Origin of the sequence: Mycobacterium paragordonae, assembly GCF_003614435.1 — a bacterium.
GTDB classification, from domain to species: domain Bacteria; phylum Actinomycetota; class Actinomycetes; order Mycobacteriales; family Mycobacteriaceae; genus Mycobacterium; species Mycobacterium paragordonae.
Window position 1 is genome coordinate 2,927,670 of record NZ_CP025546.1, and the last position, 26,164, is coordinate 2,953,833.

28 protein-coding genes are annotated in these 26,164 nt (G+C 68.7%); 19 read left to right on the forward strand and 9 right to left on the reverse strand.

What is annotated here, in order from left to right; translation table 11 throughout:
• Position 1: 1 nt before the first annotated feature.
• Positions 2 to 1,783: a hypothetical protein gene (locus tag C0J29_RS13535; RefSeq protein ID WP_120794714.1), complete on the reverse strand. Its 1,782-nt coding sequence runs from the start codon at positions 1,781 to 1,783 to the stop codon at positions 2 to 4.
• A gap of 120 nt (positions 1,784 to 1,903) precedes the next feature.
• On the reverse strand, positions 1,904 to 2,047 hold the full coding sequence (locus C0J29_RS32810) for a hypothetical protein (RefSeq protein WP_162951350.1): 144 nt from the start codon (positions 2,045 to 2,047) through the stop codon (positions 1,904 to 1,906).
• A gap of 191 nt (positions 2,048 to 2,238) precedes the next feature.
• Here C0J29_RS32810 and bioB point away from each other — a divergent pair, with 191 nt between their 5' ends.
• From bioB to C0J29_RS13550, 3 genes are read left to right on the forward strand one after another with little or no spacing between them, the layout of a single operon-like run.
• The gene (gene bioB / locus C0J29_RS13540; protein ID WP_065046458.1) at positions 2,239 to 3,285 is read left to right on the forward strand and encodes a biotin synthase BioB; all 1,047 of its coding nucleotides are present in this window, start codon (positions 2,239 to 2,241) and stop codon (positions 3,283 to 3,285) included.
• A gap of 10 nt (positions 3,286 to 3,295) precedes the next feature.
• Positions 3,296 to 3,523, forward strand: coding sequence for a biotin synthase auxiliary protein BsaP (bsaP, locus tag C0J29_RS13545; protein WP_065046456.1), 228 nt, complete (start codon positions 3,296 to 3,298; stop codon positions 3,521 to 3,523).
• 18 nt (positions 3,524 to 3,541) lie between these two features.
• Complete coding sequence (locus tag C0J29_RS13550; RefSeq protein WP_065046454.1) at positions 3,542 to 4,207, forward strand: DUF2567 domain-containing protein; 666 nt, start codon at positions 3,542 to 3,544, stop codon at positions 4,205 to 4,207.
• Between the two features lie 12 nt (positions 4,208 to 4,219).
• Here the strand turns inward: C0J29_RS13550 and C0J29_RS13555 are convergent, their stop codons facing one another.
• A complete protein-coding gene (locus C0J29_RS13555; protein WP_065046452.1) occupies positions 4,220 to 5,560 on the reverse strand; it encodes a lipase family protein in 1,341 nt (446 codons plus the stop codon).
• 227 nt (positions 5,561 to 5,787) lie between these two features.
• Positions 5,788 to 6,492 carry an NUDIX hydrolase gene (locus C0J29_RS13560; protein ID WP_120792638.1) on the reverse strand — a complete coding sequence of 235 codons (705 nt, stop codon included), beginning with the start codon at positions 6,490 to 6,492 and terminating at the stop codon, positions 5,788 to 5,790.
• A 47-nt stretch (positions 6,493 to 6,539) separates the two neighbouring features.
• Here C0J29_RS13560 and nadA point away from each other — a divergent pair, with 47 nt between their 5' ends.
• Genes nadA through nadC form a run of 3 tightly spaced genes read left to right on the forward strand, consistent with a single transcriptional unit; the run spans position 6,540 to position 10,044 of the window.
• A complete protein-coding gene (gene nadA, locus C0J29_RS13565) occupies positions 6,540 to 7,613 on the forward strand; it encodes a quinolinate synthase NadA (protein ID WP_065042702.1) in 1,074 nt (357 codons plus the stop codon).
• On the forward strand, positions 7,610 to 9,187 hold the full coding sequence (locus C0J29_RS13570; protein ID WP_065042703.1) for an L-aspartate oxidase: 1,578 nt from the start codon (positions 7,610 to 7,612) through the stop codon (positions 9,185 to 9,187). The genes nadA and C0J29_RS13570 overlap by 4 nt, the downstream gene beginning before the upstream one ends.
• Positions 9,187 to 10,044, forward strand: a complete 858-nt coding sequence (nadC, locus tag C0J29_RS13575) for a carboxylating nicotinate-nucleotide diphosphorylase (RefSeq protein ID WP_065042704.1) — start codon at positions 9,187 to 9,189, stop codon at positions 10,042 to 10,044. The genes C0J29_RS13570 and nadC overlap by 1 nt, the downstream gene beginning before the upstream one ends.
• Here the strand turns inward: nadC and C0J29_RS13580 are convergent, their stop codons facing one another.
• Together C0J29_RS13580 and C0J29_RS13585 are read right to left on the reverse strand one after the other, a co-directional pair.
• Complete coding sequence (locus tag C0J29_RS13580; protein WP_065042705.1) at positions 10,045 to 10,755, reverse strand: trimeric intracellular cation channel family protein; 711 nt, start codon at positions 10,753 to 10,755, stop codon at positions 10,045 to 10,047.
• Between the two features lie 9 nt (positions 10,756 to 10,764).
• Positions 10,765 to 11,331, reverse strand: coding sequence for a TetR/AcrR family transcriptional regulator (locus tag C0J29_RS13585; RefSeq protein WP_120792639.1), 567 nt, complete (start codon positions 11,329 to 11,331; stop codon positions 10,765 to 10,767).
• A gap of 40 nt (positions 11,332 to 11,371) precedes the next feature.
• Here C0J29_RS13585 and C0J29_RS13590 point away from each other — a divergent pair, with 40 nt between their 5' ends.
• Positions 11,372 to 12,400, forward strand: a complete 1,029-nt coding sequence (locus tag C0J29_RS13590; protein WP_065042707.1) for an alcohol dehydrogenase catalytic domain-containing protein — start codon at positions 11,372 to 11,374, stop codon at positions 12,398 to 12,400.
• Between the two features lie 82 nt (positions 12,401 to 12,482).
• On the opposite strand, the gene C0J29_RS13595 is transcribed toward C0J29_RS13590, so the two are convergent.
• Complete coding sequence (locus tag C0J29_RS13595; protein ID WP_065042708.1) at positions 12,483 to 12,905, reverse strand: nitroreductase family deazaflavin-dependent oxidoreductase; 423 nt, start codon at positions 12,903 to 12,905, stop codon at positions 12,483 to 12,485.
• Between the two features lie 76 nt (positions 12,906 to 12,981).
• Between C0J29_RS13595 and hisD the strand changes: the two genes are divergently transcribed.
• Genes hisD through hisI form a run of 8 tightly spaced genes read left to right on the forward strand, consistent with a single transcriptional unit; the run spans position 12,982 to position 19,486 of the window.
• Positions 12,982 to 14,325, forward strand: a complete 1,344-nt coding sequence (hisD, locus tag C0J29_RS13600) for a histidinol dehydrogenase (protein ID WP_065042709.1) — start codon at positions 12,982 to 12,984, stop codon at positions 14,323 to 14,325.
• Positions 14,322 to 15,548 carry a histidinol-phosphate transaminase gene (locus C0J29_RS13605; protein ID WP_065042710.1) on the forward strand — a complete coding sequence of 409 codons (1,227 nt, stop codon included), beginning with the start codon at positions 14,322 to 14,324 and terminating at the stop codon, positions 15,546 to 15,548. The genes hisD and C0J29_RS13605 overlap by 4 nt, the downstream gene beginning before the upstream one ends.
• Positions 15,542 to 16,162: an imidazoleglycerol-phosphate dehydratase HisB gene (gene hisB, locus C0J29_RS13610; RefSeq protein ID WP_065042711.1), complete on the forward strand. Its 621-nt coding sequence runs from the start codon at positions 15,542 to 15,544 to the stop codon at positions 16,160 to 16,162. The genes C0J29_RS13605 and hisB overlap by 7 nt, the downstream gene beginning before the upstream one ends.
• 8 nt (positions 16,163 to 16,170) lie before the next feature.
• Positions 16,171 to 16,791 (forward strand): imidazole glycerol phosphate synthase subunit HisH, encoded by a 621-nt coding sequence (gene hisH / locus C0J29_RS13615; protein WP_120794715.1) that lies wholly within the window; start codon positions 16,171 to 16,173, stop codon positions 16,789 to 16,791.
• 2 nt (positions 16,792 to 16,793) lie between these two features.
• Positions 16,794 to 17,528: a bifunctional 1-(5-phosphoribosyl)-5-((5-phosphoribosylamino)methylideneamino)imidazole-4-carboxamide isomerase/phosphoribosylanthranilate isomerase PriA gene (gene priA, locus C0J29_RS13620; RefSeq protein WP_065042713.1), complete on the forward strand. Its 735-nt coding sequence runs from the start codon at positions 16,794 to 16,796 to the stop codon at positions 17,526 to 17,528.
• A gap of 5 nt (positions 17,529 to 17,533) precedes the next feature.
• Positions 17,534 to 18,334 (forward strand): inositol monophosphatase family protein, encoded by an 801-nt coding sequence (locus tag C0J29_RS13625; RefSeq protein WP_065042714.1) that lies wholly within the window; start codon positions 17,534 to 17,536, stop codon positions 18,332 to 18,334.
• A 1-nt stretch (position 18,335) separates the two neighbouring features.
• A complete protein-coding gene (hisF, locus tag C0J29_RS13630; RefSeq protein WP_065042715.1) occupies positions 18,336 to 19,142 on the forward strand; it encodes an imidazole glycerol phosphate synthase subunit HisF in 807 nt (268 codons plus the stop codon).
• Positions 19,139 to 19,486 carry a phosphoribosyl-AMP cyclohydrolase gene (gene hisI / locus C0J29_RS13635; RefSeq protein WP_120792640.1) on the forward strand — a complete coding sequence of 116 codons (348 nt, stop codon included), beginning with the start codon at positions 19,139 to 19,141 and terminating at the stop codon, positions 19,484 to 19,486. Before hisF ends, hisI begins: the two co-directional genes overlap by 4 nt.
• On the opposite strand, the gene C0J29_RS13640 is transcribed toward hisI, so the two are convergent.
• Positions 19,483 to 20,982: a serine/threonine-protein kinase gene (locus C0J29_RS13640; protein ID WP_120792641.1), complete on the reverse strand. Its 1,500-nt coding sequence runs from the start codon at positions 20,980 to 20,982 to the stop codon at positions 19,483 to 19,485. The genes hisI and C0J29_RS13640 overlap by 4 nt on opposite strands.
• A 313-nt stretch (positions 20,983 to 21,295) precedes the next feature.
• On the opposite strand from C0J29_RS13640, the gene C0J29_RS13645 reads away from it, so the two are divergent.
• On the forward strand, positions 21,296 to 22,378 hold the full coding sequence (locus C0J29_RS13645; protein ID WP_120792642.1) for a calcium:cation antiporter: 1,083 nt from the start codon (positions 21,296 to 21,298) through the stop codon (positions 22,376 to 22,378).
• Between the two features lie 114 nt (positions 22,379 to 22,492).
• Here C0J29_RS13645 and C0J29_RS13650 read toward each other — a convergent pair whose 3' ends face one another.
• Complete coding sequence (locus C0J29_RS13650) at positions 22,493 to 22,948, reverse strand: peroxiredoxin (protein WP_120792643.1); 456 nt, start codon at positions 22,946 to 22,948, stop codon at positions 22,493 to 22,495.
• A 50-nt stretch (positions 22,949 to 22,998) separates the two neighbouring features.
• Between C0J29_RS13650 and C0J29_RS13655 the strand changes: the two genes are divergently transcribed.
• The 3 genes from C0J29_RS13655 (at position 22,999) to trpC (ending at position 26,138) form a co-directional block, all read left to right on the forward strand.
• Complete coding sequence (locus C0J29_RS13655; RefSeq protein ID WP_120792644.1) at positions 22,999 to 24,537, forward strand: anthranilate synthase component I; 1,539 nt, start codon at positions 22,999 to 23,001, stop codon at positions 24,535 to 24,537.
• A gap of 22 nt (positions 24,538 to 24,559) precedes the next feature.
• Complete coding sequence (locus C0J29_RS13660) at positions 24,560 to 25,210, forward strand: TIGR02234 family membrane protein (RefSeq protein WP_120794716.1); 651 nt, start codon at positions 24,560 to 24,562, stop codon at positions 25,208 to 25,210.
• A 109-nt stretch (positions 25,211 to 25,319) separates the two neighbouring features.
• Complete coding sequence (gene trpC, locus C0J29_RS13665; protein ID WP_065042811.1) at positions 25,320 to 26,138, forward strand: indole-3-glycerol phosphate synthase TrpC; 819 nt, start codon at positions 25,320 to 25,322, stop codon at positions 26,136 to 26,138.
• Positions 26,139 to 26,164 lie beyond the last annotated feature (26 nt).

Genomic DNA, 26,164 nt, shown 5'->3' on the forward strand with positions numbered 1-26,164 from the left:
GTCAGGCCGCCTTGGGGAGGGGATGGGCTTCCTCCTCCACTCGCCGGGGCTTGGTCGTCTCGCCGTTGATCCGGCCGGCGCCCCAGGTCAGGGCCGCGATCACCATCAGCGTGAAGATCAGCACCAGGATCGAACCGGTGGTGAACAGCCACGCCGGCGCACTCGGATCGCGTTCGCGCTGCAGGATCGTGTTCTCCAGAACGAACGGCCGGGTGATCACCGGCTGGGCCGGGATCTCGGGAGCCGGAATCGCCTCGTCGGCCGGTGCGTAGATCGGCACGGCGGTCATGGTGTAGCCGTCCTGCACGCGCAGCAGGGTCTTCCAGGAGCCCCAGACCGGGATCGGCTGGGTGCTGCGGTAATGCCCCGGGCCGACCCGCTGCAGCCGATCGACGACCAGACCGCGCTGGTTCTCCATCTTTCCCTGCCAGGACGTGATCGACACCCAGTCGGGGTCGTCCTTGATCAGGTCCGGCGGGTTGATCTGAACGTCCGCCGACACCATCTGCTTGCCGGGGTCGCTGGGCAACTCGGTGAGCTTGATGGTGGCGGTGTTCTTGCTCGGGATGTTGATGTGCAACCCGTTGGCCACGGCGCCGCCGATCACCACGACGGTCGCCGCGACGATCGCGATGCCGATCGCACGGCCCGGCAGCCGCTGGCCGGTCAGCACCATCCCCGTCATCGCCCCGCACAGGCCCATCATCACCGCGACCGGCACCGACATGGCCAGGGCCTCGCCCCACATGCTGGTCGGCCAGGGGTAGTGGTAGACCGCACCGACCCACAGCGAACTCAGCCAGAGGCCGACGGTGCCCACCAACAGGCCGGTGACGGCGCCGTAGGCGATGGGGCGCTTGAACAGGGGAGTGAGGGCAACCAACTCGACGATCAGTGCCGGTCCGAGGTAGAGCGGGAACCAGTTGATCGGAGCGCCCAGGACGGGCCCGACGGTGAATGCCACCGCCCCACGCAGCGCGATGGCGAACAGGGCCGCGATGATCGCGGCGCCCTTGCCCAGCGTCATCCGGGCCACAACCAGCGCCAGCGCCGCGACGCCGGCGATCATCATCGGATGAAATGCCAGGCGGAACTGCTGCACGCCAAAGTCGTATTCGATCTGGTAGACGGACAGGCCGATCAGCAGACCACCGCAGGACAGGTAGCGCAGGAAGCGGACGAACGGCTTCTCGGGCGGTGCGTCCGGCAGCGCCCGTCCGCCCTCGTACTCGAGCATCAGCACCGAGAACAGCGAGAGCCCCGCGCCGCCGATCATCATCAGGTGCGTCGGTCCCCACAGCGTGACGTCCTGGCCGAAGATGCGATGCCAGATGTCATCGAGCGGAAATCCGAACAGCGCGTACATTCCGCAGCCCGCCATCAATATGCCGCCGACGGGCGCATGCCAGTGGTCGGTGATGCGCACCGGTGCCGGGCCGGGCTCATCGAACGGCAGCACGATGGCGATCATGCCGGCCAGGAAGATCCCGAACAGCCCGAAGATGATGAAGTAGTGCGCCGGATTGGCGAGCGGGCCCGGGTCGCGACCTTCGCCGATGTGCCAGCTGACGTCCCAGATGAAACCGAACAGCGCGCAGATGATCGATGAGGTGTACACCAGCACCGGCAGCGCCACCCAGGACGGGCGCTTGAACTTGACCCCGAGCCAGTCGGCGAACCGCTCCAGCCACATGATCCGGCGGGTGCGGTGCGCCCAGCCGATGGCCAGCATGCCCAGCGTGATGACCAACGCGGCGACCGAAAGCCCGATTACCTGGTTCAGGGCGGCTCCGCGAGCCGCCGGTGCCTCCGCAACAACTGTCAATATCACCGCGATCGCCTCCCGTTTGCGCACCGCCGATGCCGACTAGGACGAACCTGTAATGCCCAAATGAGGGGCTGGTCAATCCTGCTTTTTGTCAGAGCTCCGACGGTTTCGCATTGCGACGTACAACACCACCCCGACGACGATCAGCGCGGGCAGAAACGCCGGTATGGCCAGCCAGATCCCGTGGTCGGCCAGATAGGTGACGGGCGGATCGCTCATGGTGGTGTCCATACCCCCTATTTCCGGAGTCAGCTACGTCGCGCCGGTGCGCCCGCGCGGCATTCGCCGACGCGGCGCCCGCTACCCTAACCTGAACACCATTTCATTCCGGCTGCCACAACGACGCGGCCGTGAGACGCAGATGTGGTCCGGCCAGGCTCGGACGCGATCGACAAATAGGGGAGTACCCGGTGACCCAAGCGCCAACTCGACCGACCAGCGACACCGGCCAGGATGGCACTGATTCCGACATTCTGGCGATCGCCCGCGAGCAGGTGCTGGAGCGCGGCGAGGGCTTGACCAAGGATCAGGTGCTGAAAGTCCTGCAGTTGCCCGATGGCCGGCTCGAGGAACTGCTTGCGCTGGCCCACGAGGTGCGGATGCGCTGGTGCGGGCCGGAGGTCGAGGTCGAGGGCATCATCAGCCTCAAAACCGGCGGCTGCCCGGAGGACTGTCACTTCTGCTCGCAGTCCGGGCTGTTTCAGTCCCCGGTGCGCAGCGCCTGGCTGGACGTCCCCAGTCTGGTCGAGGCCGCCAAGCAGACGGCCAAGTCCGGAGCGACCGAGTTCTGCATCGTGGCCGCGGTGCGCGGGCCCGACGAGCGACTGCTCGCGCAGGTCGCGGCCGGCATCGAAGCGATCCGCAACGAGGTAGAGATCCACATCGCCTGCTCGCTGGGGATGTTGAGCGCCGAGCAGGTCGAGCGGCTGGCGGCGATGGGCGTGCACCGCTACAACCACAACCTGGAAACCGCTCGCTCCTTCTTCACCAACGTCGTCACCACGCACACCTGGGAAGAGCGCTGGCAAACCCTGTCGATGGTGCGCGAGGCCGGTATGGAGGTGTGCTGCGGCGGCATCCTGGGCATGGGCGAAACGCTGGAGCAGCGCGCGGAATTCGCCGCCGAACTGGCCGAACTCGATCCGCACGAGGTGCCGCTGAACTTCCTGAACCCGCGCCCCGGTACGCCGTTCGGTGACTTGGAGGTGTTGCCGGCCAGCGAAGCCCTCAAAGCGGTCGGGGCGTTCCGGCTGGCGCTGCCGCGAACCATGTTGCGGTTCGCCGGTGGCCGCGAGATCACCCTCGGCGACCTGGGTGCCAAGCAGGGGATTCTGGGCGGGATCAACGCCGTGATCGTCGGTAACTACCTGACCACGCTCGGCCGTCCCGCCGAGGCCGACCTGGAACTGCTCGACGACCTGCAGATGCCGCTCAAGGCGCTCAACGCGAGCTTGTAGAAAGAAGAGCGTGGCGGGAAATCTGGGCGCTCCGGTCGGAGCCGGCGTCTACAACGTCTACACCGGGGAGCCGGCGGGCACGGCCACACCCACGGCCGCTCAACTGGGTCTGGAGCCGCCCCGGTTCTGCGCCGAATGCGGACGCCGGATGATCGTGCAGGTTCGCCCCGACGGCTGGTGGGCGCGGTGCTCACGGCATGGACAGGTGGACTCGGCCGACCTGGAGGCCCAGAAATGACCCAGAAATGACCCAGAAATGACGGAGGAAGCGGTTACGGACGTCCCCGGGCCGGTGCAACCACCGGCGGGTCCGCGCACGTCCCGTAAGCGGGCGTTGCTCACCGTGGTGCTGGTCCTGAGCGCCGCGGGTGTCCTGGTCGGCGCCCTCTGGGCGTGGATCGCCCCGCCGGTTCACGCCGTGGTGGCGGTCAGCCGCAAGGGCGAGCGGGTGCACGACTACCTGGGCAGCGAATCGCAGAACTTCTTCGTGGCGCCCTTCATCCTGCTCGGGCTGCTGGGCGTGCTGGCGGTGGTGGCCGCCGTGGCGGTGTGGCAGTGGCGCGACCATCGGGGGCCGCAGATGGTCGCCGCGCTCACGCTCGGGCTGATCGGCGCCGCCGCGGCCGCCGCGGGCGTCGGGGCGCTCCTGGTCCTATTGCGTTACGGCGCACTGAATTTCGACACGGTCGCGCTGGCGTCGGGCGATCACAACGTGACCTACGTCAGGCAGGCGCCACCGGTGTTCTTCGGTCACCTGCCGCTGCAGATCGCCGCCACGCTGCTCTCGCCGACGGCCACCGCGGCGTTGATCTACGCCCTCGCGGCTACCGGGACGGTGCGCGACGATCTGGGCGGCTATCCGCCCGTCGACCCGCGCCCGGCCGTGCTGCCGCCCGTTCCCGCCGGTCCGGTAACGCCCTAGACCGGTAACCCCTTAAAGCGGGCGACGGTGGATCTTCCGGCCGGTGATGACCTTGGCTGCGATCTTGACCAGGCGGGCCATGCCGACGTAGGTCATCGGGTTGAACATGGTGGGCCAGGTGGTCCGGATCAGGTGGTCGGTGATGGGTCGGCCGGCAAACCGGTCGATGAGCCAGCGCAACGCCATCGGCGACGACAGCGGGTGCAGCAGCATGTGCTCGTTGAAGGCGTCGCGGTGGTAGGTGACGTCGGCGCCGCCCGCTGAATAGGCGTCGGCCAGCGCATCGATGTCGTCGACGCCGATGAGGTAGTCGTGCACAGCCTGCACGATCAGCACCGGCGGCGTCGGTACGGCGACGCCCAGGGTGGTGCTGTCGAAGACGTGCGCGACGGCCGGGGTGGCCAGAATGTCGTCGAGCGGCTCGTCCAGGTAGTCAGCCATGTTCTTCTTGGCCATCGAGATGACCGCTTCCGCCGTCGTCATCCGCTCCATGCTCTCGAGCATGGCCAGGCCGTCTTCGTTGGCGTGCTCCTTGATGACCGCGTCGAGGTCGGGGTAGGCGTGCGTGAGTGCGGCCACGACCATCGCGGGCAGGCCGGCGAGCAGGCTGCCGTTGAGGCGCTTGAAGGTGTTCCCGAGGTTGCCGACCGGCGATCCCAGCACCGCGCCGACGATGTCGAGTTCGGGGGCGTAGTCGCCGCACATCTCCGCCGCCCACGCGCTGGCCAGGCCGCCACCGGAGTAGCCCCACAGCCCAATCGGTGCCGAAGCGGGGACGCCGAGGCGCTCCGAACTGAGCACGGCCCGCAGGCCGTCCAGGACCCGGTAACCGGGTTCGTACGGCGTGCCCCACAACCCGTGCAGGCCCTCGTGGTCAGGTACCGATACCGCCCACCCCTCGGCGACGGCGGCGCTGATCAGCAGCAGCTCCAGCTGGGCCAGCGAGCCGACGGCCTTGGCGCGGCGTCGCAGCGCATAGGAGGGGAAGCACCGGGACGAGATGGCGTCGATGGCGCATTGGTAGGACAGCAGCGGCATGGTCTTGCCGGGTGCGACTTCCTTCGGAAGCAGCACCGTCGTCACCGTGGCCTCGGGATTGCCGTTCATGTCGGTTGTCCGGTACAGCAACTGAGTCGCCGTGATCGACTGCGGAATCAGGCCCATGAAGGCCAGTTCGACCTCCCGGGTACGCAGCACGGTGCCGGGCGCGGCGTGCTGGAAGCCGGCGGGCGGCTGGTAGAACGGGTCGTCCGCGGGGAGCAGCGGGCGGACCTTGCGCTGCAATTCCTCGTGCGGGGGTCGGCCGATCCACTCGGCCCCGGTTTCGCCTCCCAGCTTCGCGAGCTCCACCATTAAGGCTCCCTTCGTGGCCCTCGTCGCGCCCGGTGGTCCCGAATCGGGGCTGCGGTCAGGCTAGTCACAACGCGGCGCCGGCTGCTCTCGGCGGCCAGCGCCTCTTACTAGAATCTTATTTCGCCTTATCCAACTCTTATACAAGTTACTGTACAAACCGCCGACATGCCTAAAACCGCTGCGCGTGCCGCTGGTCACAATCTGTTGGTCCCAATTTATTGTCAGGCCTATCCAGGGGGTCGCAGTGCGGCAAATTCGTCGGTTACCCGCAACTGGGAGTCGGTGAACCGGTACAGCGCGGCCGGGCGCCCGCCGCTGCGGCCCGACTGGGCGATGGTCCCGGTCGCCGTGATGACCTTGCGCCGCGCCAGCACGCGCTGCAGATTGGTCGCGTCGACCTGATAACCCAGTGCCGCGCCATAGATGTCGCGCAGCGTGGACAATGCGAATTCCCTTGGTGCCAAGGCGAATCCGATGTTCGTGTAGGACATCTTGGCGACCAGCCGGGTGCGGGCGTGGGCCACCATCGTCCCGTGGTCGAAGGCCATCGGCGGGAGCGCGTTCACCGGATGCCACCGGGTGTCCGGGGGCAGTTCGGGGGTGGCGGGGGAGGGCACCAGTCCGAGGAACGTCGAGGCGATCATCCGCACGTCCGGGACCCGTCGCGGATCGGAGAACACCGCGAGCTGTTCGAGGTGGGACAGCTCCTTCAGATCGACCTTCTCGGCAAGCTGGCGGCGCACCGAGGTGATCATGTCCTCGTCGTTGCGCAGCCGGCCGCCCGGCAGCGACCACGCGCCCCGCTGCGGATCCTGTGCGCGCTGCCATAACAGCACGTTCAGCTGGGGTTTCCCGCTGCGAGGGCCGTCGGTAACCATGCGAACCTGGAACACGACGGCGAGCACTTCGTGGGCGGTGCTACCATGAGGCATGTTTTCGATTGTAAGTCGAAAACCTCCTGAGTGCGAAAGGAGCCGCCATGACGATCTTGAATCGCATGGACACGCTCGCCGAGTCGCGGGTCGGCGCCATCTCCGATGAGCTCGCGGCCCGCATCATCAGCACGCCTGCCGGCTATGCCGGAGTCGACGGCGACGCGCAGTGGGCAGCCGAGATCCGCCGATTGGCGCGCCTGCGCGGGGCCACCGTGCTGGCACACAACTACCAGCTGCCGGCGATCCAGGACGTCGCCGATCACGTAGGGGATTCGCTGGCGCTGTCGCGGATCGCCGCCGAGGCGCCGGAGGACACCATCGTGTTCTGCGGCGTGCACTTCATGGCCGAGACCGCCAAGATCCTGAGCCCGGACAAGACCGTGCTGATCCCGGATCAGCGGGCCGGCTGCTCCCTGGCCGACTCGATCACTCCCGACGACCTGCGCGCGTGGAAGGCCGAGCACCCCGACGCCGTCGTCGTCTCCTACGTCAACACCACGGCTGAGGTCAAGGCGCTCACCGACATCTGCTGCACCTCGTCGAACGCCGTCGACGTCGTCGCCTCCATCGACCCCGACCGCGAGGTTCTGTTCTGCCCCGACCAGTTCCTGGGCGCGCACGTGCGCCGGGTGACCGGCCGCAAGAACCTGCACATCTGGGCCGGCGAATGCCATGTGCACGCCGGCATCAACGGCGACGAGCTCGCCGAGCGGGCCCGCGCCAACCCCGACGCCGAGTTGTACGTGCACCCCGAATGTGGTTGTGCCACTTCGGCTCTGTACCTGGCCGGCGAGGGCGCCTTTCCGGCCGAGCGGGTCAAGATCTTGTCCACCGGCGGCATGCTCGACGCCGCGCACGAGACCCGCGCGCGCAAGGTGCTGGTCGCCACCGAGGTCGGCATGCTTCACCAATTGCGCAGGGCGGCACCAGAAGTCGACTTCCAGGCGGTCAATGACCGCGCGTCGTGCAAGTACATGAAGATGATCACCCCGGCCGCGCTGCTGCGCTGCCTGGTGGAAGGCGCCGACGAAGTCCACGTCGATCCCGACGTCGCGGCGGCGGGCCGGCGCAGCGTGCAGCGCATGATCGCCATCGGCCAGCCCGGCGGTGGCGAATGACCACCCGTCCGGTGTGGCGCGACAGCGCCGACGTCGTCGTCATCGGCATGGGCGTGGCCGGTCTGGCCGCCGCGCTGGCCGCCCACCGCGCCGGCGCCGCGGTCGTCGTCCTGAACAAGGCGGCCCAGACGCGCGGGGTCACGGCGACCCACTACGCGCAGGGCGGCATCGCGGTGGTGTTGCCGGACAACGACGACTCCGTCGACGCCCACGTGAGCGACACGCTGACGGCCGGTGCGGGACTGTGCGACCCGGACGCGGTGTACTCGATCGTCGCCGACGGCTATCGCGCGGTCACCGAATTGGTCGGGAACGGAGCACGTTTCGACGAAGCCGTACCCGGCACCTGGGACGTGACCCGCGAAGGCGGCCACTCCCGGCGACGGGTGGTGCACGCCGGAGGCGACGCGACCGGGGCCGAGGTGCAGCGCACCCTCGACGGCGCCGCGTGCACGCTGGACATCCGCAGCAGCCATGTCGCGCTACAGGTCCTGCACGACGAGGCCGGCGTGACCGGAGTGCTGGTGGCCCGCCCCGATGGTGTCGGCATCATCAGCGCGCCCTCGGTCATCCTGGCGACGGGCGGCCTGGGGCACCTCTGCAGCGCGACCACCAACCCGAACGGGTCCACCGGAGACGGCATCGCGCTGGCGTTGTGGGCGGGCCTGGCGGTCAGCGACCTGGAGTTCATCCAGTTTCACCCGACGATGCTTTTCGTCCCAGGCGCTCAGGGCCGCCGCCCGTTGATCACCGAGGCCATTCGCGGCGAGGGCGCGATACTGCTTGACAGTCAAGGCAATTCGATCACCGCCGGGGTGCACCCGATGGGTGATCTGGCCCCGCGCGACGTGGTCGCGGCCGCTATCGACGCCCGGCTCAAGGCAACCGGCGACCCGTGCGCCTACCTCGACGCGCGAGGCATCGAGGGATTCGCCGCGCGCTTCCCGACCGTCACCGCCGCCTGCCGGGCGGCCGGCATCGACCCGGTCCGCCAGGCCATCCCGATCGTCCCGGGCGCGCACTACAGCTGCGGCGGCGTCGTCACCGACGTATACGGCCAGACGGAGCTGCCCGGCTTGTACGCGGCGGGCGAGGTGGCCCGCACCGGCATGCACGGCGCCAACCGGCTGGCCTCCAACAGCCTGCTGGAAGGGCTGGTGGTCGGTGGCCGCGCCGGACAGGGAGCGGCCGCGCACGCGGTGGCCACCGGATGCCGGCGCGCGAAGATGCCCGAGCCGTTCCTGCGCGCCGCGCCGCGCCGCAGCGATCTGCAGCACGCGATGAGCCGGGACGCCTCGGTGGTGCGTGACGCCGACGGGCTGCACCGCTTGGCCGATCTGCTCAGCGCGGCCCCGGCCCGCTCCGTGGCGTGCCGGCAGGACGCCGAGGATGTCGCGCTGACCCTGGCCGCGCGCACGGTGACCGCCGCCGCGCTGGCCCGCACCGAGAGCCGGGGCTGCCACCACCGCGCCGAGTACCCGTCGGCCGATACCGAGCAGGGGCGTAGCGCTCTGGTGCGGCTGGACCCCGACGGCAGCTCCGTTCGCGTGGAGACCCTGGCGGCGGTGGGCTGATGAAGCTGGATGCCGCCGAGCGGGCCGATGCGATAGCGACCATTCGACGAGGCCTGGACGAGGACCTGCGCTACGGGCCGGATGCGACCACCTTGGCGACGGTCTCGGCGGGTGCGATGGCCACGGCGTCGATGGTGCCGCGCGCGCCGGGCGTGATCGCCGGGGTGGACGTGGCCCTGTTGGCGCTCGACGAGGTGATCGGCAGCGACGGTTATCAGGTGTTGCACCGCGTGGAAGACGGCGCGCGAGTAGGGCCGGGTGAGCCGCTGCTGACCGTGCGGGCCCAGACGCGCGGCCTGTTGACGGCCGAGCGGACCATGCTCAACCTGGTGTGCCACCTGTCCGGCATCGCGACGGCGACGGCGGCATGGGTGGAGGCAGTGGACGGCACCAAGGCCCAGATCCGCGACACCCGCAAGACCCTGCCGGGCCTGCGCGCGCTGCAGAAATACGCGGTGCGGGTCGGCGGCGGCGTCAACCACCGCCTGGGGCTGGGCGACGCGGCGCTGATCAAGGACAACCACGTCGCGGCCGCGGGGTCGGTGGTCGAGGCGCTGCGTGCGGTGCGCGCCGCCGCGCCCGAACTGTCCTGCGAAGTCGAGGTGGACTCACTCGAGCAGCTGGACGAGGTGCTGCCGGAGAAGCCGGAATTGATCCTGCTGGACAACTTCCCGGTGTGGCAGACCCAGATCGCCGTGCAACGCCGCGATGCGCGGGCGCCGCAGGTGCTGCTGGAATCCTCCGGCGGACTCAGTCTGGAAACCGCGAAAACCTATGCCGGGACCGGAGTGGACTACCTCGCCGTGGGCGCGCTGACCCACTCGGTGCGAGTGCTCGACGTCGGCCTGGATATGTGACTAGAGCTCGGGTGGCGGGGCGGACCTGCGGTTGACCCGCACCGCGATCCGCGGCAGCAGCCTGCCCGGTGACCGCTGGATGTCGTAATCCCAATCCAGTCCCGTCCAGAGTTGCCAGCCGCGCCAGCGGGCCAGCAGCACGAACCCGGCGCCGACCAACGTGGCGATCACCATGCCCGCCGACGCCCGCCCCACATAGTCGAATGCCACCGCCACGACACTGGCGGCCACCGCGCAGGTGGCGTAGAGGGTGTTGCCCCCGAAGATCTGCGGCGTCCGTCGTACGGCGAGGTCACGCAGCGCGCCGCCGCCCACCGCGGTGATCGTGCCCAGGAAGATCGCGGCCAGCCAGCCCAGGCCGACGTGCAGGGTCTTCTGGGCGCCGGCCGCCGCCCAACAACCCAGGGCCAGGGCATCGACCACCGGGAAGATCAGCGCCCACGCGCGGTCGTGCACCGGGGTCAGGAAGGCGACGATCGCTCCGGCGATCACAGCCAGCGCGTAAAGGTAGTCGGTGAGCGCGACCGGTGGGCCGTGCTGCAACAGGGTGTCGCGAATCAGGCCGCCGCCCAGGCCCGACAACGTCGCCAACGCGGCGAAGCCAATGGGATCCAGGTGCAGTTCGCGCGCCACGAGCCCACCGAGGATGGCGTTGCCGAAGACTCCGGTCAGGTCGATGACCCGGAGGAATTCGCCAACGGTGTCTGTCACGCCAATACGTTAAACCGTCAGTAGCAGGCGTGCGGCGGCCTTCGCCGCCTTGAGCGCTGCCGTGTCTCCGCTGGTCCGCGACAGGATCAGGGCGCCCTCGATCTGCGAGATCACCGCCAGCCCCGTCTGCTCGGCGCGTGCCGGGGACCAGCCGTCCTGACGAAGCCGGTCGGTGATCGCCGCGCACCAACCGGCGAAAGCCCGCGCCGCGGCCTCCCGCACCGCCGGACTGCCGTGCACGGCCTCGGTGGCCAGCGGCTCGACCGGACAGCCGTCGCGCGGGTCACCGGCCAGCCCCGCCGCCAGCACGTCGATCCACCGATCGACGATGTCATCCACCGATCGGTCGGTGGCCAGCAGTTGGCGCAGTAGCCGTTCGATGGCGGACCCGGTGGTGTCGACCGCCGCCGCGGCCAGTTGCTGTTTGCCTTGCGGGAAGTGGTGGTAGAGCGAACCGGGCTTGACGCCCGCCTCGTCGAGGATCTGGTTCAGGCCGGTCGCCGCGTAGCCCTGGCGGCGGAACAAGGTGGCGGCGGTGTCGATGAGCGCGGCGCGGCTGCGGTCGGGTCTCGGCATGCTCTTGACTTTACTTGAGTGATCACTCAACAATGTCGCAATGAGGCAACTAATGCACGCCGACGCCGGTCACTACGTGTGGCGCGACGTCGCCGACCCGGAAATTTCGGCGCCCGGACAGGCCCTGGTCCGTCCGTTGGCGGTCGCGTGCTGCGACCTGGATGTCGCCGTCTGCGCCGGCCGGCTGCCGCTTCCGCCGGGGTATGCCGTGGGGCACGAGGGGCTGGCCGAGGTCGTCGCGGTCGGCGATGGCGTCACCGGCGTTGGGGTGGGCGACCGGGTCGTCGTGCCGTTCCAGATCAGCTGCGGAACCTGCCGCGAGTGTCGGCGCGGCGTCACCGGGTCCTGTGGCTCGCTGCCGTTGCTGGCGATGTATGGCATGGGCCCGATCGCCGGCCTCGACGGCGGCGGTTTCATGGCGGATCTGGTGTTGGTTCCCTACGCCAACGCGATGCTGATCCCGGTTCCGGACGGGGTCGACTCCGTGGCAATTGCGTCCTTGTCGGACAACATTCCCGACGGCTGGCGCACAGTGGCGCCGTTCGCGGACGAGTTGGCTGCGGTTGATGCCGTGGATCGCCGGGTGCTGGTGGTCGGTCGGGCATCGATCGGGCTGTATGCGGCGGCCTTCGCGGCCGCTCTGGGCGCCCACGTCGACTACGTCGACACCGACTCGCATCGGTTGTCGGCTGCCGAGAAACTGGGCGCGACCGTGCACGACCGCATCAAGCCCGCCAAGGAGTGGGAGCCGTATCCCGTCACGGTGAACACGTCGGCCGACCCGGCGCTGCTGGCGGCCGCCCTGCGTGCGACGTGGCCGGACGGCGTGTGCACCGACACCGGGATCTACTACCAGCCGACCGTCGAGCTGGCGCTGTTGCCGCTCTACACCCGCGGCGTGCGGTTCGTCACCGGCCGGGTCAACGCTCGCGCCGCCATTCCGCAGGTCCTGGCGGTGCTGGCGGACGGCTGCGACCTGTCTCCGGCGGTCGACCGCGTGGTGCCGTGGGAGGAGGCGCCCAGGGGGTGGCCGGAGATGACGGGCAAGACGGTATTCCTCAGGAGCTGATCGCGCGTGCGGCTACCGCGCTCCAACCGGCCGAATGCCTCGGTAGACGCACACCGGAAGCGGTGAGCGCACACGCGAAGCGTCAGGCGATGTCGCCGACGAATACCGCCATGCGACGCAGCTGTGCCCGGGCCATCTTGGGCAGCCCTTCGGCCTCGGGGCCGTCGGTGCCCGCCGGCAGGATCCGCGCATTCGTGATGTGCACGGTCTGGCGGGCGTAGTGCACGTCAGCGTCGCCGGCGGCCACCACATTCTTCACCCAGTCGGTTTTGCCGTGACCCAGGGCGATCGCCAGGACGTTGCCCTTGCGGTAGGTGGTCACGATCGTCTTGTAGACCTTGCCCGACTTCCGGCCGCGGTGCTCGATGGTCGCGGTGCCGGGCAGGAACCGGGCGATCGGTTTCAGGAGCGGGTTGACGTACTTGACCTGGATGTTCTCGAACCACACCGGAAAGATCATCGGGACGCCCGGGGCGTTGTTGGGGTGTTGATCCCTTGCAGACATGGCTGGCTCCTTTTTTACCCGCGCATTTACCCGCGCACTGTACCGGTCGAATATCGACTTGAGCTGCTCTGGGACAATGGTCCACGTGACCACATCGCCTTCGCCACTGTCCCGTATCGACTTGCGGGGCGTGGAGTTGACGGCTGCCCGTTTGCGAGCTGAGCTGCCGCGCGGCGGCGTCGACGTGGAGGCGGTGCTGCCCAAGGTGCGGCCCATCGTCGAGGCGGTGGCCGAGCGCGGCGCGGTGGCCGCGCTCAACTACGGCGAGGAGTTCGACGGTGTCCGGCCTGCGGCCGTGCGGGTGCCCGAGAGTGCGCTCGAAGCCGCCGTCGTCGGCCTGGACGACGACGTGCGCGAAGCGCTGCAGGTGATGATCGACCGGACTCGCGCCGTGCACGCCGATCAGCGCCGTGCCGACACCACGACCACGCTGGGCCCGGGCGCCACCGTCACCGAGCGCTGGGTCCCCGTCGAGCGGGTCGGCCTGTATGTGCCCGGCGGCAACGCGGTCTACCCGTCCAGCGTGGTGATGAATGTGGTGCCGGCCCAGGCCGCCGGTGTCGACTCGCTGGTGGTGGCCAGTCCGCCCCAGGCGGCCCACGGGGGACTGCCGCACCCGACCATCCTGGCCGCGGCCAAGCTGCTGGGTGTCGACGAAGTCTGGGCGGTGGGCGGGGCTCAGGCGGTCGCGTTGCTGGCCTACGGCGGCACCGACACCGGCGGCGGCGAGCTCGTTCCCGTCGACATGATCACCGGACCCGGCAACATCTACGTGACCGCCGCCAAGCGGCTGTGCCGCTCCCAGGTCGGCATCGACGCCGAAGCCGGCCCGACCGAGATCGCCATCCTCGCCGACCACACCGCCGACCCCGCACATGTGGCCGCCGACCTGATCAGTCAGGCCGAACACGACGAGATGGCGGCCAGCGTCCTGGTCACCCCCAGCCCCGAATTGGCCGACGCCACCGACGCCGAACTCGCAGCCCAGCTGCAGATCACTGTGCACCGCGAGCGGGTGACCACCGCGCTCTCGGGCCCCCAGTCCAAGATCATCCTGACCGACGACCTCGATGCCGCGGTCAAAGTGGTCAACGCCTATGCCGCCGAGCACCTGGAGATCCAGACCGCCGACGCCGCGTCCGTCGCCGCCCGGATCCGTTCGGCGGGAGCCATTTTCGTCGGACCGTACGCACCGGTGAGCCTCGGCGACTACTGCGCCGGCTCCAACCACGTGCTGCCCACCGCGGGCAGCGCCCGCCACTCCAGCGGCCTGTCGGTGCAGACCTTCCTGCGCGGAATCCACGTCGTCGACTACACCGAGGCGGCCCTCAAAGACGTGTCCGGGCACGTCGTCACGCTGGCGAAGGCCGAAGACCTGCCGTCGCACGGCGAGGCGGTACGCCGGAGGTTCGAGCGGTGAGGGCGGCCGGGCCACGACCCACCCTGGACGACCTGCCGCTGCGCGACGACCTGCGCGGCAAGTCTCCTTATGGCGCACCGCAATTGGATGTGCCGGTGCGGCTGAACACCAACGAGAACCCGCACCCGCCCACTCAGGCGCTGATCGACGACGTAGTGCGCTCGGTGCGCGAGGCGGCCGCCGATCTGCACCGGTACCCCGACCGTGACGCAGTGGCCCTGCGCACCGATCTGGCCGCCTACCTCAGCGCCCAGACCGGAACACCGGTTGGCGTCGGAAGCGTCTGGGCCGCAAATGGTTCCAATGAAATCCTGCAGCAGTTGCTGCAGGCTTTCGGCGGGCCGGGCCGCAGCGCCATCGGCTTCGTCCCGTCCTATTCGATGCACCCCATCATCTCCGACGGCACCCGGACCGAATGGCTCGAAGCCGCCCGCGCGGACGACTTCAGCCTGAACATCGACGAGGCTGTCGCTGCCGTGGTGGACCGCCTACCCGACGTGGTGTTCATTGCCAGCCCGAATAATCCGTCGGGGCAGAGCATTTCGTTGGCCGACCTGCGCCGGCTGCTCGATGTGGCCCCGGGCATCGTGATCGTCGACGAAGCCTACGGCGAGTTCTCCGCGCAGCCCAGCGCGATCACCCTGGTCGAGGAATACCCGACCAAGCTCGTCGTCACCCGCACCATGAGCAAGGCGTTCGCCTTCGCCGGCGGGCGACTGGGTTATCTCGTCGCCACTCCCGCCCTGGTGGACGCCATGCTGCTGGTTCGGCTGCCGTACCACCTGTCGTCGGTCACGCAGGCGGCGGCACGGGCGGCCTTAAGGCACGCCGACGACACCCTGGGCAGCGTCGCCACGCTGATCGCCGAACGGGAACGGGTGTCAACCGCATTGACCAACATGGGATTTCGGGTCATCCCCAGTGACGCCAACTTCGTGTTATTCGGAGAATTCGCCGACGCGGCGGCCACCTGGCAGCATTACCTGGAAGCCGGCGTCCTGATCCGCGATGTCGGCATTCCCGGATATCTGCGCACCACCATCGGAATGGCCGAGGAGAACGACGCGTTCTTGAAAGTGAGCGCCCGGGTCGCCACCAGCGACTTAGCCAGCCGCAGCCTCGCCGGAGCAGGTCGGCGCGACAATGCGTTAGGAGTCGGAGCGACCGCGAGCGCGGCGAAGCCGGGCGAAGCGGGTCGTGACATCAACTTAGGAGCATCGTGACAACCGAAAACCGGCGTGCGCGCATCGAACGCCGCACCCGAGAATCCGACATCGTCATCGAACTCGACCTCGACGGCACCGGCGAGGTGGACGTCGACACGGGCGTCCCGTTCTACGACCACATGCTGACCGCACTGGGCTCGCACGCCAGCTTCGACCTGATGGTGCGCACCAAGGGTGACGTGGAGATCGAGGCGCATCACACGATCGAGGACACCGCGATCGCCCTCGGCACCGCGCTGGGGCAGGCCCTCGGCGACAAGAAGGGCATCCGGCGCTTCGGCGACGCGTTCATCCCGATGGACGAGACGCTGGCGCATGCGGCGGTCGACGTGTCCGGGCGTCCCTACTGCGTGCACACCGGAGAACCGGATCACCTGCAGCACACCACGATCGCCGGCAATTCGGTTCCGTATCACACCGTCATCAATCGGCACGTGTTCGAGTCCCTGGCCGCCAACGCCCGCATCGCGTTGCACGTGCGGGTGCTCTACGGGCGCGACCCGCACCACATCACCGAGGCGCAGTACAAGGCCGTGGCCCGCGCGCTGCGCCAGGCCGTCGAGCCCGATCCGCGGGTGTCCGGGATACCGTCCACCAAAGGTGTTCTGTGACAGCGCTTATCCGGCCGAAATCCGTGGTAGTGCTGGACTACGGCTCCGGTAATCTGCGCTCGGCGCAACGCGCGCTGGAGCGGGTAGGTGCTGACGTCGAGGTCACCGCGGAGCCCGAAAAGGCCCTGGCCGCAGACGGACTCGTGGTGCCCGGCGTCGGCGCCTTCGAAGCGTGCATGACCGGCCTGCGCAAGATCGGCGGGGAGCGGATCATCGCCGAACGGGTCGCTGCCGGGCATCCGGTGCTGGGCGTCTGCGTGGGCATGCAGATCCTGTTCGCGCGCGGTGTCGAGTTCGGCGTGGAGACCACCGGATGCGGTCAATGGCCCGGCGCGGTAACCCGATTGGATGCGCCGGTGATCCCGCACATGGGGTGGAACGTGGTGAATGCCGCGCCGGACAGCGTGCTCTTCCGGGGCATGAGCGCCGACACCCGGTTCTATTTCGTACACTCCTACGCCGCGCAGCGGTGGGAAGGTTCACCCGAAGCGATGTTGACGTGGGCGACACATCAGGTGCCGTTTCTGGCGGCGGTGGAGGACGGGCCGCTGTCCGCCACCCAGTTCCACCCGGAGAAGAGCGGCGACGCCGGCGCCGCGATCCTGCACAACTGGGTCGAGGGGCTGTAGCCATGTCGCTGATTCTGTTGCCCGCCGTCGACGTCGTCGAGGGCCGCGCCGTGCGCCTGGTACAGGGCAAGGCCGGCAGTGAAACCGAGTACGGCTCAGCGCTGGACGCCGCGCTCGGCTGGCAGCGCGACGGCACCGACTGGATCCACCTGGTCGACCTGGACGCCGCCTTCGGCCGCGGTTCCAACCGCGAACTGCTCGCCGAGGTGGTGGGCAAACTCGACGTTCAGGTCGAACTCTCCGGCGGCATCCGCGACGACGATTCGCTTGCCGCCGCGCTGGCCACCGGGTGCGCCCGGGTCAACGTGGGCACCGCCGCATTGGAGAACCCCGATTGGTGTGCGCGGGCGATCGCCGAGCACGGCGACAAAGTCGCCGTCGGACTGGACGTTCAAATCGTTGATGGTGCACACCGATTGCGCGGCCGCGGCTGGGAGACCGACGGCGGCGATCTGTGGGAGGTGCTGGACCGGTTGAACGCCGAGGGGTGTTCGCGCTACGTCGTCACCGACGTCACCAAGGACGGCACCCTGACCGGGCCCAATCTCGACCTGTTGGCCCGGGTCGCCGAGCGCACCGACGCGCCGGTGATCGCCTCCGGCGGTGTGTCCAGCCTGGACGACCTGCGCGCCATCGCGACGCTGACCGACCGGGGCATCGAGGGCGCCATCGTCGGCAAGGCGCTCTACGCCGGCCGGTTCACGCTGCCGCAGGCGCTGGACGCGGTGCGGAAGTAGGCGCCATGGATTTGGATGCATTGGTTCGGCAGGCATCGGCGATCCTCGACGACGCGATCGAGCCGTTCCTGGCCGGCCACCGTGCCGACTCGGCGGTCCGCAAGAAGGGCAACGACTTCGCCACCGAGGTCGACCTGGCGATCGAACGACAGGTCGTCGATGCACTGGTCGCCGAGACCGGAATCGAGGTGCACGGCGAAGAATTCGGCGGCGCCGACGTCGAGTCGCCGTGGGTGTGGGTGCTGGACCCCGTCGACGGCACGTTCAACTATGCCGCCGGGTCGCCGATGGCGGGCATTCTGCTGGGACTGTTGCGCGACGGCGAACCGGTAGCCGGATTGACCTGGCTGCCTTTCACCGGCCAGCGCTATACCGCCGTGGCGGGCGGTCCGCTGCTGAAAAACGGTGAGCCGCAACCGAAATTGGCACCCGCTGAGTTGGCCGACGCGCTGGTCGGCGCCGGCTCGTTCAGCGCCGACTCTCGCGGCAGGTTCCCGGGCCGCTACCGGGTGGCGGTGCTGGAAAACCTCAGCCGACTGTCTTCGCGGTTGCGCATGCACGGTTCCACCGGCCTCGACCTGGCCTACGTGGCCGATGGAATTCTGGGAGGCGCAATCAGTTTCGGCAGCCATGTGTGGGACCACGCCGCCGGGGTCGCGCTGGTGCGGTCCGCGGGTGGCGTCGTCACCGACCTGGCCGGTGAACAGTGGACCCCGGCCTCTCGGTCCGCGCTGGCCGCCGCGCCCGGCGTCCACGGCGAGATCCTCGAGATCCTCCGCAGCACAGGGCAACCGGAGGATTACTGAAATGCAGCAGCATCACTGCGGTGACGGGCTCGCGGTACGGGTGATCCCGTGCCTGGACGTCGACGACGGCCGCGTCGTCAAGGGCGTCAACTTCGAAAACCTGCGCGACGCGGGTGATCCCGTTGAGTTGGCGGCGGCATATGACGCGGAGGGCGCCGACGAACTCACGTTTCTCGACGTGACCGCGTCCTCGTCGGGGCGGTCCACCATGCTCGATGTGGTGCGCCGCACCGCCGAGCAGGTGTTCATCCCGCTCACCGTCGGCGGCGGGGTGCGCACCGTGGCCGACGTCGACACCTTGCTGCGCGCGGGTGCGGACAAGGTGTCGGTCAACACCGCCGCCATCGCCCGCCCCGACCTACTGGCCGAAATGGCCAGGCAATTCGGCTCGCAGTGCATCGTTTTGTCGGTTGACGCGCGGACGGTGCTCGAAGGTTCGCCGCCGACGCCGTCGGGCTGGGAAGTCACCACCCATGGCGGCCGGCAGGGCACCGGGATCGACGCCGTCGAATGGGCCGCCCGCGGCGCGGAGTTGGGCGTGGGCGAGATCTTGTTGAACTCGATGGACGCCGACGGCACCAAGGCCGGGTTCGACCTGGCCATGCTGCGCGCCGTGCGGGCGGCGGTGACGGTGCCGGTGATCGCCAGTGGCGGCGCCGGGGCCGCCGAACACTTCGCGCCCGCGGTGGACGCCGGGGCCGATGCGGTGTTGGCGGCCAGCGTGTTTCACTTCCGCGAGCTGACGATCGGACAGGTCAAGGCGGCCATGGCCGCCGAGGACATCACGGTACGGATCGCCACCGCATGACCCTCGACCCCACGATCGCCGCGCGGTTGAAGCGCAATGCCGACGGACTGTTCACCGCGGTGGTGCAGGAGCGCGGCAGTGGTGATGTGCTGATGGTGGCGTGGATGGACGACGACGCGCTGGCCCGCACCCTGCAAACCCGTGAGGCCACCTACTTTTCCCGATCCCGGGGCGAGCAGTGGATCAAGGGAGCGACCTCAGGCCACACGCAGTACGTGCACTCGGTGCGCCTGGACTGTGACGGCGACACCGTGCTGCTGACCGTCGATCAGGTCGGGGGAGCCTGCCACACCGGTGACCACAGCTGCTTCGACGCCGCGGTGTTGCTGGCGCCCGAGGCCTAGCGGGCGGGGACGTCGAGTCCGATCGCCGCGGCCAGCGCGGCCTTGGTCCATTCGCGACGCTCCACGTCCGGTTTGATGCGATCGCGCCGGATCTGCTCGAGATCGATAGCCCTACCCGCGGTGACGGCTGTCGGCACGTGGAAGACGAAGAACGGCCGGTCGGTGGTGATCCCCAGCAGGACGTCGTTGTCGGTGAATCCGTTTGTGCGGATGATGTTTTCGGCCCACTTTGCCGGTTTGGCGCTACCGAAGTCGTTGACGTAGACCACCCAGAGCCGAGTTCCTTGCCCGTCGTACAGCTTGTTGATGGCGCGCTCGATGATGAGGCGTTCGCCGGGTCCCAGCACGTGGGCCTGGTCCGTGATCCGGTCGGCAAGTTTGAGGGCCGGCGGACCCGCGCTGCCGTTCGTCGGGGCAGCGCTCGCTGACGACGAGGAACCGGCGGACTGCTGCCCGCCGGACTTGCCCTTCATCACCACGACCGCGAGGACCGCGGCCACCGCCACCAACACAACGGCCGCCACCGTCGCAATCACCGCGCCACGACGGCGACCGCCGCCGGCGGGTTTGGCAGTGGCGATCACCTCGGTCGGCCGTTCGACGGCGACCGTCGGGCCTGCGGCGTCGGCCGTGCCTGCCGGGGCGGCCAGCGCGGCGGCGAAATCAGAGCAGGAGGCGAACCGCGCGGACCGGTCCTTCGCGAGCCCGCGCGTGATGACGGCATCGAGGTAGGCCAGCTCGGGGCGGCGCTCGCTGAGCAGCGGTGGCGGCGCCGACAGGTGCTGGCTGATCACCACCGCGGGGTTGGAGTTCTGGAACGGGGCACTGCCGGTCAGAAGTTGATACGCGGTGCAACCCAAGGCGTACTGGTCTGCGCGCCCGTCGAGGTCGGAGCCCTGCAGCTGTTCCGGCGGGCAGTAGGCGGTGGTGCCCATCATCATGTTGGTGGCGGTGAGGCCGCTGATCTCGCCGAGTTCACGCGCGATGCCGAAATCGGCGAGCAGGATGCGCCGCCGCGGCGCGGCCTCGCCCAACAGGATGTTGGCCGGTTTGACGTCCCGATGCAGCAAGCCGCGAGAATGCGCATAATCGAGCGCCTCGGCCACGGCCGTGACGATGTCGACGACCTCCGGCAGCGGCATTCCGGATGGATACCGGTCGCGCAGCAGGCGGGCGGCGTCGGTGCCTTCCACGTAGTCCATCGACAGCCACAACTGGCCCTCGTACTCGCCACGGTCGTGAATGCCGACGATGTGTTCGTTGTACAGGCTGCCGGCCAGGTCGGCCTCGCGGTTGAACCGCGCACGGAACTCCTGGTTCGAGGTGAACTCGGCGGGAAGGATCTTCAGCGCGTCCTGCCGGGGCAGGCGGGGGTGCCGTGCCAGGTACACCTCGCCCATTCCACCGGCACCGAGCCGCCGCACGATGGTGTAACCGGCGAAGAGTTCGCCCTCCTGTAAGCCCTTCGCGGGATCGCGGTCTGCGCTGGTCGGCATGGGAGCATGCTACTGAGGTGCAGTTAGCCGGAATTAACGCGCTGGTACAATTGAGGCGCTGTCAGTTGCGTCGCCCGGTGCCGACCGGCTCGGTTGCGATCGGCTGCAGCGGTGGCCGCAGTTGATTTATTGGTGTTCCTAATCAGTTGCGCGTGAACGTGTTTCGGTGGTGCCGGGTCGGGTATGTGCGGATTGACATTGCGGCCCAACCTGATTGATGACTTGCATCTCATAACGGGCGCCAAGCGACGCGGGCCGCAATTTAACTGTGCCGTAACCGGTTTGGCGACAGCGAGGACGAAAGGAGCGATCGATGATTAAACGCGTGTCGTGGAACGTGCTGGCGCCGCTGATCGCTCTGGTCGCGCTGGTGTTCACCTGGGGTCACGAGATCGGCCCGGTGGTGGGGGCGCTGGAGGCGGTGTTGCTCGGTGGTGCCGTCCTGGCGGCGGTCCACCACGCCGAGGTGGTGGCGCACCGGGTGGGTGAGCCGTTCGGGTCGCTGGTGCTGGCCGTCGCGGTGACCGTCATCGAGGTGGCGCTCATCGTCACACTGATGACCTCCGGCGGCGACAAGGCGGCCACCCTTGCGCGTGACACGGTGTTCGCCGCGGTGATGATCACCACCAACGGCATCGTCGGTTTGTCGCTGCTGCTCGGCTCGCGCCGGTACGGCGTCACGCAGTTCAATGCCCACGGCAGCGGCTCGGCGCTGGCCACGGTCGCCACGCTGGCGACGTTGGGACTGGTGCTGCCGACCTTCACCACCACCCATCCCGGCCCGCAGTTCTCTCCTGGCCAACTCGCGTTCGCTGCGGTGGCCTCGCTGGCTCTGTACCTGATGTTCGTCTTTACCCAGACCGTTCGGCACCGCGACTTCTTCCTCCCGGTGGTGCAGAAGGGTGCGGTCGACGACGACAGCCACGCGGACCCGCCGAGCACCAAGGCGGCGTGGTCGAGCGTCGGGATGCTGCTCATCGCCCTGGTGGCGGTGGTGGGGCTGGCCAAGGTGGAGTCGCCGATCATCGAGCGCATGGTGGCGGCCGCGGGCTTCCCGCACTCGTTTGTCGGCGTGGTGATCGCCCTGGTGGTGTTGCTGCCGGAGACTCTGGCGGCCGGGCGCGCCGCACGACAGGGGCGGATGCAGATCAGCCTCAACCTGGCGTACGGCTCCGCGATGGCCAGCATCGGGCTCACCATCCCGGCCATCGCGCTGGCGTCGATATGGGTCCGTGGACCGCTGCTGCTGGGGCTGGGCCCCACCCAGTTGGTGCTTTTGGCGCTGACCATGGTGGTCAGCGTGCTGACCGTGGTGCCCGGCCGGGCCACCCGGTTGGAGGGCGAGGTGCATCTCGTCCTGTTAGCGGCCTGGTTGTTCCTGGCGATCAGCCCCTAGGCAGGGTCGCATCAGGAGCGTTCGCCGCGGCCGAGCGTGCAGCCAGCCGCACGTTCGACGCCCAGCCTGCGACAGGCTTCACGCTCGACGGGGAACGGTGGACACCAGACGGGCTCAGCGGCCGCGCAGCGTCTCCAGCGCCTTGTCCGCATGGGTGTCCATGCTGATCTCGCTGGAAATCACGTTGAGAACCGTGCGGTCGGTGTCGATGACGAACGTGGTGCGCTTGACCGGCATCAACTTGCCGAGCAGGCCGCGCTTGACGCCGAACTGCGTGGCGACCGTCCCGTCGCTGTCCGACAGCAGCGGATAGTCGAAGTGCTGAGTGTCGGCGAACTTCGCCTGCTTCTGCACGGGATCGGTACTGATGCCGACCCGATTGGCGCCCACAGCGGCGAATTCGGCCGCTAGATCCCGGAAGTGGCAGGCCTCTTTGGTGCAACCCGGCGTCATGGCCGCCGGATAGAAAAACAGCACCACCGGCCCGCTGGAAAGCAGGTCGCTGAGTTTGCGCGGCGAGCCCGTCTGGTCGGGAAGCTCGAAGTCGGCCACGGTGTCACCAGTTTTCATGGCCGCCACGCTACGCGGGTGGCCACCTCGAGATCTGATTGGATGGTCCGGTGCACGCCAACCTCGCAGCCACGACAACGCGGGAGGATTTCCGCGTGCTGGCGGCCGAGCACCGGGTGGTCCCGGTGACTCGCAAGGTCCTGGCCGACAGCGAAACTCCGCTATCGGCCTATCGCAAGCTGGCCGCCAGCCGTCCCGGGACCTTCCTGCTGGAATCGGCCGAAAACGGCCGGTCGTGGTCGCGCTGGTCGTTCATCGGGGCGGGGGCGCCGACAGCGTTAAGCGTGCGGGACGGCCACGCGGTATGGCTGGGCGCCGTGCCCAAGGACGCTCCGGCCGGCGGCGACCCGCTGGACGCGCTGCGCGCCACCCTGGAGGTACTCGCGACAGCCGGCCTGCCGGGGTTGCCGCCACTGTCCGGAGGCATGGTCGGCTACTTCGCTTATGACATGGTGCGGCGGCTGGAGCGCTTGCCCGAGGTTGCCGTCGACGACCTGCAGCTGCCGGACATGTTGTTGCTGCTGGCCACCGATATGGCCGCGGTGGACCACCACGAGGGCACCATCACCCTGATCGCGAACGCGGTCAACTGGAACGGCACCGACGAGCGGGTGGACTGGGCCTACGACGACGCGGTCGCCCGGCTCGACGTGATGACCGCCGCGCTGGGGCAGCCATTGCCCTCGACCGTCTCCACGTTCAGCAAGCCCGAACCGGTGCACCGCGCCCAACGCACGGTCGAGGAGTACGGCGCGATTGTCGACTACCTGGTGGAACAGATCGCCGCCGGGGAAGCCTTCCAGGTCGTCCCGTCCCAGCGTTTCGAGATGGACACCGACGTCGACCCGATCGACGTGTACCGGATGCTGCGGGTGAGTAACCCCAGCCCGTACATGTACCTGCTGCAGATTCCCGATAGTGAAGGCGCAGTTGACTTTTCGATCGTCGGGTCCAGTCCCGAGGCTTTGGTCACCGTGCAGGACGGACGGGCCACGACACACCCGATCGCCGGAACGCGGTGGCGGGGGGAGACCGAGGAAGAAGACGTCCTACTGGAAAAGGAGCTGCTGTCCGACCAGAAGGAACTCGCCGAGCACCTGATGCTGGTGGACCTGGGCCGCAACGACCTGGGCCGGGTCTGCACGCCGGGCACCGTCCGCGTCGAGGACTACAGCCACATCGAGCGCTACAGCCACGTGATGCACCTGGTGTCCACCGTGACGGGCCTGCTGGCGGAAGGCAAGACCGCCCTGGACGCGGTGACGGCGTGTTTCCCGGCCGGGACCCTCTCCGGTGCGCCGAAGGTCCGGGCGATGGAATTGATCGAGGAGGTCGAGAAGACCCGCCGGGGCCTTTACGGCGGTGTGGTGGGCTATCTCGACTTCGCCGGCAACGCCGACTTCGCGATCGCCATTCGCACCGCGCTGATGCGCGACGGCACCGCCTATGTCCAGGCGGGCGGGGGCGTGGTGGCCGACTCCAACGGGCCCTACGAGTACAACGAGTCGCGGAACAAGGCGCGGGCGGTACTCAACGCGATCGCCGCCGCCGAGACGCTGACCGTGCCCGGTACGCCCGGTGGCTGCTGACACGCCCCGTCGCGGCCGGCTGATCATCGGCGTCGCCCAGATTCTGCTGGTGATCGCGGCCGGCGCGCTGTGGGCGGCGTCGCGGTTCACCTGGGTGGTCATCCGCTCTTTCGACGGGCTGGGGCCGCCCAAGGAGATCACGCTGTCCGGAGCGTCCTGGTCGAGCGCGCTGCTGCCCCTGGCGATCGTGAACCTGGCTGCCGCCGTCGCGGCCTTGGCGGTGCGCGGCTGGCAGTTGCGTGTCCTGGCGGCGTTGCTTGCGGCCGCGAGTTTCGCCATCGGCTACCTCGGCTTCAGCCTCTGGGCCGTCCCGGATGTGGCGGCGCGCGGCGCCGATGTCGCGCATGTGCAGGTCGCGACGCTGGTGGGCAGTGCCCGCCAGTACTCCGGGGCAGTCGCGACGGTGGTGGCGGCGGTGTGCACCCTGATCGCCGCCGCGTTGCTGATGCGCTCGGCGTCGGTCGCCGGCTCCGCCGGGTCGCGCAGCACGAAGTACCTGGCCCCGGGGGCGCGTCGCTCAGCGGCGCGGGAAATCGACGGGACACCTACCGGGGATCAATCGCAGGCTTCGGAAGGGCGGCAACAGCTCTCCGAACGCATGATTTGGGATGCTCTCGACGAGGGCCGCGACCCCACCGATCGGCCCGCTGACCCGGACACCGAGGGGCGGTGACGGACCCCTTCGTGAGGGTCGCTACCCTTCTTGCACGCCGTCGAAATCGGTTGGCGAGCGTGGGGTGATCCAGAGTCACAGTGGGTTACAGGAGGAAGGAACCGCAGGTATGAGTCCGGCCAACGTGCTTGACTCCATTCTTGAGGGAGTCCGGGCCGATGTTGCCGCGCGTGAAGCCCGCGTAAGTCTTTCTGAAATCAAGGCCGCCGCCGCAGCCGCCCCGCCGCCGCGCGACGTGATGGCCGCGCTGCGCGAGCCCGGCATCGGCGTGATCGCGGAGGTCAAGCGCGCCAGTCCGTCGAAGGGCGCACTGGCGACCATCGCCGACCCGGCAAAGCTGGCCCGCGCCTACGAAGACGGCGGCGCCCGGATCATCAGCGTGCTGACCGAGGAGCGGCGTTTCAACGGTTCGCTCGACGACCTGGACGCGGTGCGCGCTGCGGTGTCGATTCCGGTGTTGCGCAAAGACTTTGTGGTGCAGCCCTACCAGATCCACGAGGCCCGTGCGCACGGTGCCGACATGCTGTTGCTCATCGTCGCCGCGCTGGATCAGTCCGCGCTGGTGTCGATGCTCGACCGCACCGAATCGCTCGGGATGACGGCGCTTGTCGAGGTGCACACCGAGGAAGAAGCCGACCGCGCATTGAAGGCCGGGGCCAACGTAATCGGGGTCAACGCCCGCGATCTCACCACGCTGGAGGTCGACCGGGATTGCTTCGCGCGGATCGCCCCCGGCCTGCCCAGCAAGGTGATCCGAATCGCCGAATCCGGCGTGCGCCACACCGGGGACCTGCTGGCGTATGCCGGCGCGGGCGCCGACGCCGTGCTCGTCGGTGAGGGCCTGGTGAAAAGCGGTGACCCCCGAGCGGCGGTCGCCGACCTGGTTACCGCCGGAACCCACCCATCCTGTCCGAAACCGGCTCGCTAGCCATTGATGTCCTGCGCACGTTCTGA

Excerpts from the sequence above, each read along its gene's own strand:
- hisD (WP_065042709.1), top strand. The coding sequence starts at position 12,982 with ATGGTCCACGTGACCACATCGCCTTCGCCACTGTCCCGTATCGACTTG.
- C0J29_RS13585 (WP_120792639.1), bottom strand. The coding sequence starts at position 11,331 with ATGCCGAGACCCGACCGCAGCCGCGCCGCGCTCATCGACACCGCCGCC.
- C0J29_RS13550 (WP_065046454.1), top strand. The coding sequence starts at position 3,542 with ATGACGGAGGAAGCGGTTACGGACGTCCCCGGGCCGGTGCAACCACCG.
- C0J29_RS13625 (WP_065042714.1), top strand. The coding sequence starts at position 17,534 with ATGGATTTGGATGCATTGGTTCGGCAGGCATCGGCGATCCTCGACGAC.
- trpC (WP_065042811.1), top strand. The coding sequence starts at position 25,320 with ATGAGTCCGGCCAACGTGCTTGACTCCATTCTTGAGGGAGTCCGGGCC.
- priA (WP_065042713.1), top strand. The coding sequence starts at position 16,794 with ATGTCGCTGATTCTGTTGCCCGCCGTCGACGTCGTCGAGGGCCGCGCC.
- C0J29_RS13560 (WP_120792638.1), bottom strand. The coding sequence starts at position 6,492 with ATGCCTCATGGTAGCACCGCCCACGAAGTGCTCGCCGTCGTGTTCCAG.
- C0J29_RS13640 (WP_120792641.1), bottom strand. The coding sequence starts at position 20,982 with ATGCCGACCAGCGCAGACCGCGATCCCGCGAAGGGCTTACAGGAGGGC.
- C0J29_RS13555 (WP_065046452.1), bottom strand. The coding sequence starts at position 5,560 with ATGGTGGAGCTCGCGAAGCTGGGAGGCGAAACCGGGGCCGAGTGGATC.
- hisF (WP_065042715.1), top strand. The coding sequence starts at position 18,336 with ATGCAGCAGCATCACTGCGGTGACGGGCTCGCGGTACGGGTGATCCCG.
- C0J29_RS32810 (WP_162951350.1), bottom strand. The coding sequence starts at position 2,047 with ATGAGCGATCCGCCCGTCACCTATCTGGCCGACCACGGGATCTGGCTG.
- C0J29_RS13650 (WP_120792643.1), bottom strand. The coding sequence starts at position 22,948 with ATGAAAACTGGTGACACCGTGGCCGACTTCGAGCTTCCCGACCAGACG.
- C0J29_RS13595 (WP_065042708.1), bottom strand. The coding sequence starts at position 12,905 with ATGTCTGCAAGGGATCAACACCCCAACAACGCCCCGGGCGTCCCGATG.
- hisI (WP_120792640.1), top strand. The coding sequence starts at position 19,139 with ATGACCCTCGACCCCACGATCGCCGCGCGGTTGAAGCGCAATGCCGAC.
- nadA (WP_065042702.1), top strand. The coding sequence starts at position 6,540 with ATGACGATCTTGAATCGCATGGACACGCTCGCCGAGTCGCGGGTCGGC.
- C0J29_RS13570 (WP_065042703.1), top strand. The coding sequence starts at position 7,610 with ATGACCACCCGTCCGGTGTGGCGCGACAGCGCCGACGTCGTCGTCATC.
- nadC (WP_065042704.1), top strand. The coding sequence starts at position 9,187 with ATGAAGCTGGATGCCGCCGAGCGGGCCGATGCGATAGCGACCATTCGA.
- C0J29_RS13645 (WP_120792642.1), top strand. The coding sequence starts at position 21,296 with ATGATTAAACGCGTGTCGTGGAACGTGCTGGCGCCGCTGATCGCTCTG.
- C0J29_RS13590 (WP_065042707.1), top strand. The coding sequence starts at position 11,372 with ATGAGGCAACTAATGCACGCCGACGCCGGTCACTACGTGTGGCGCGAC.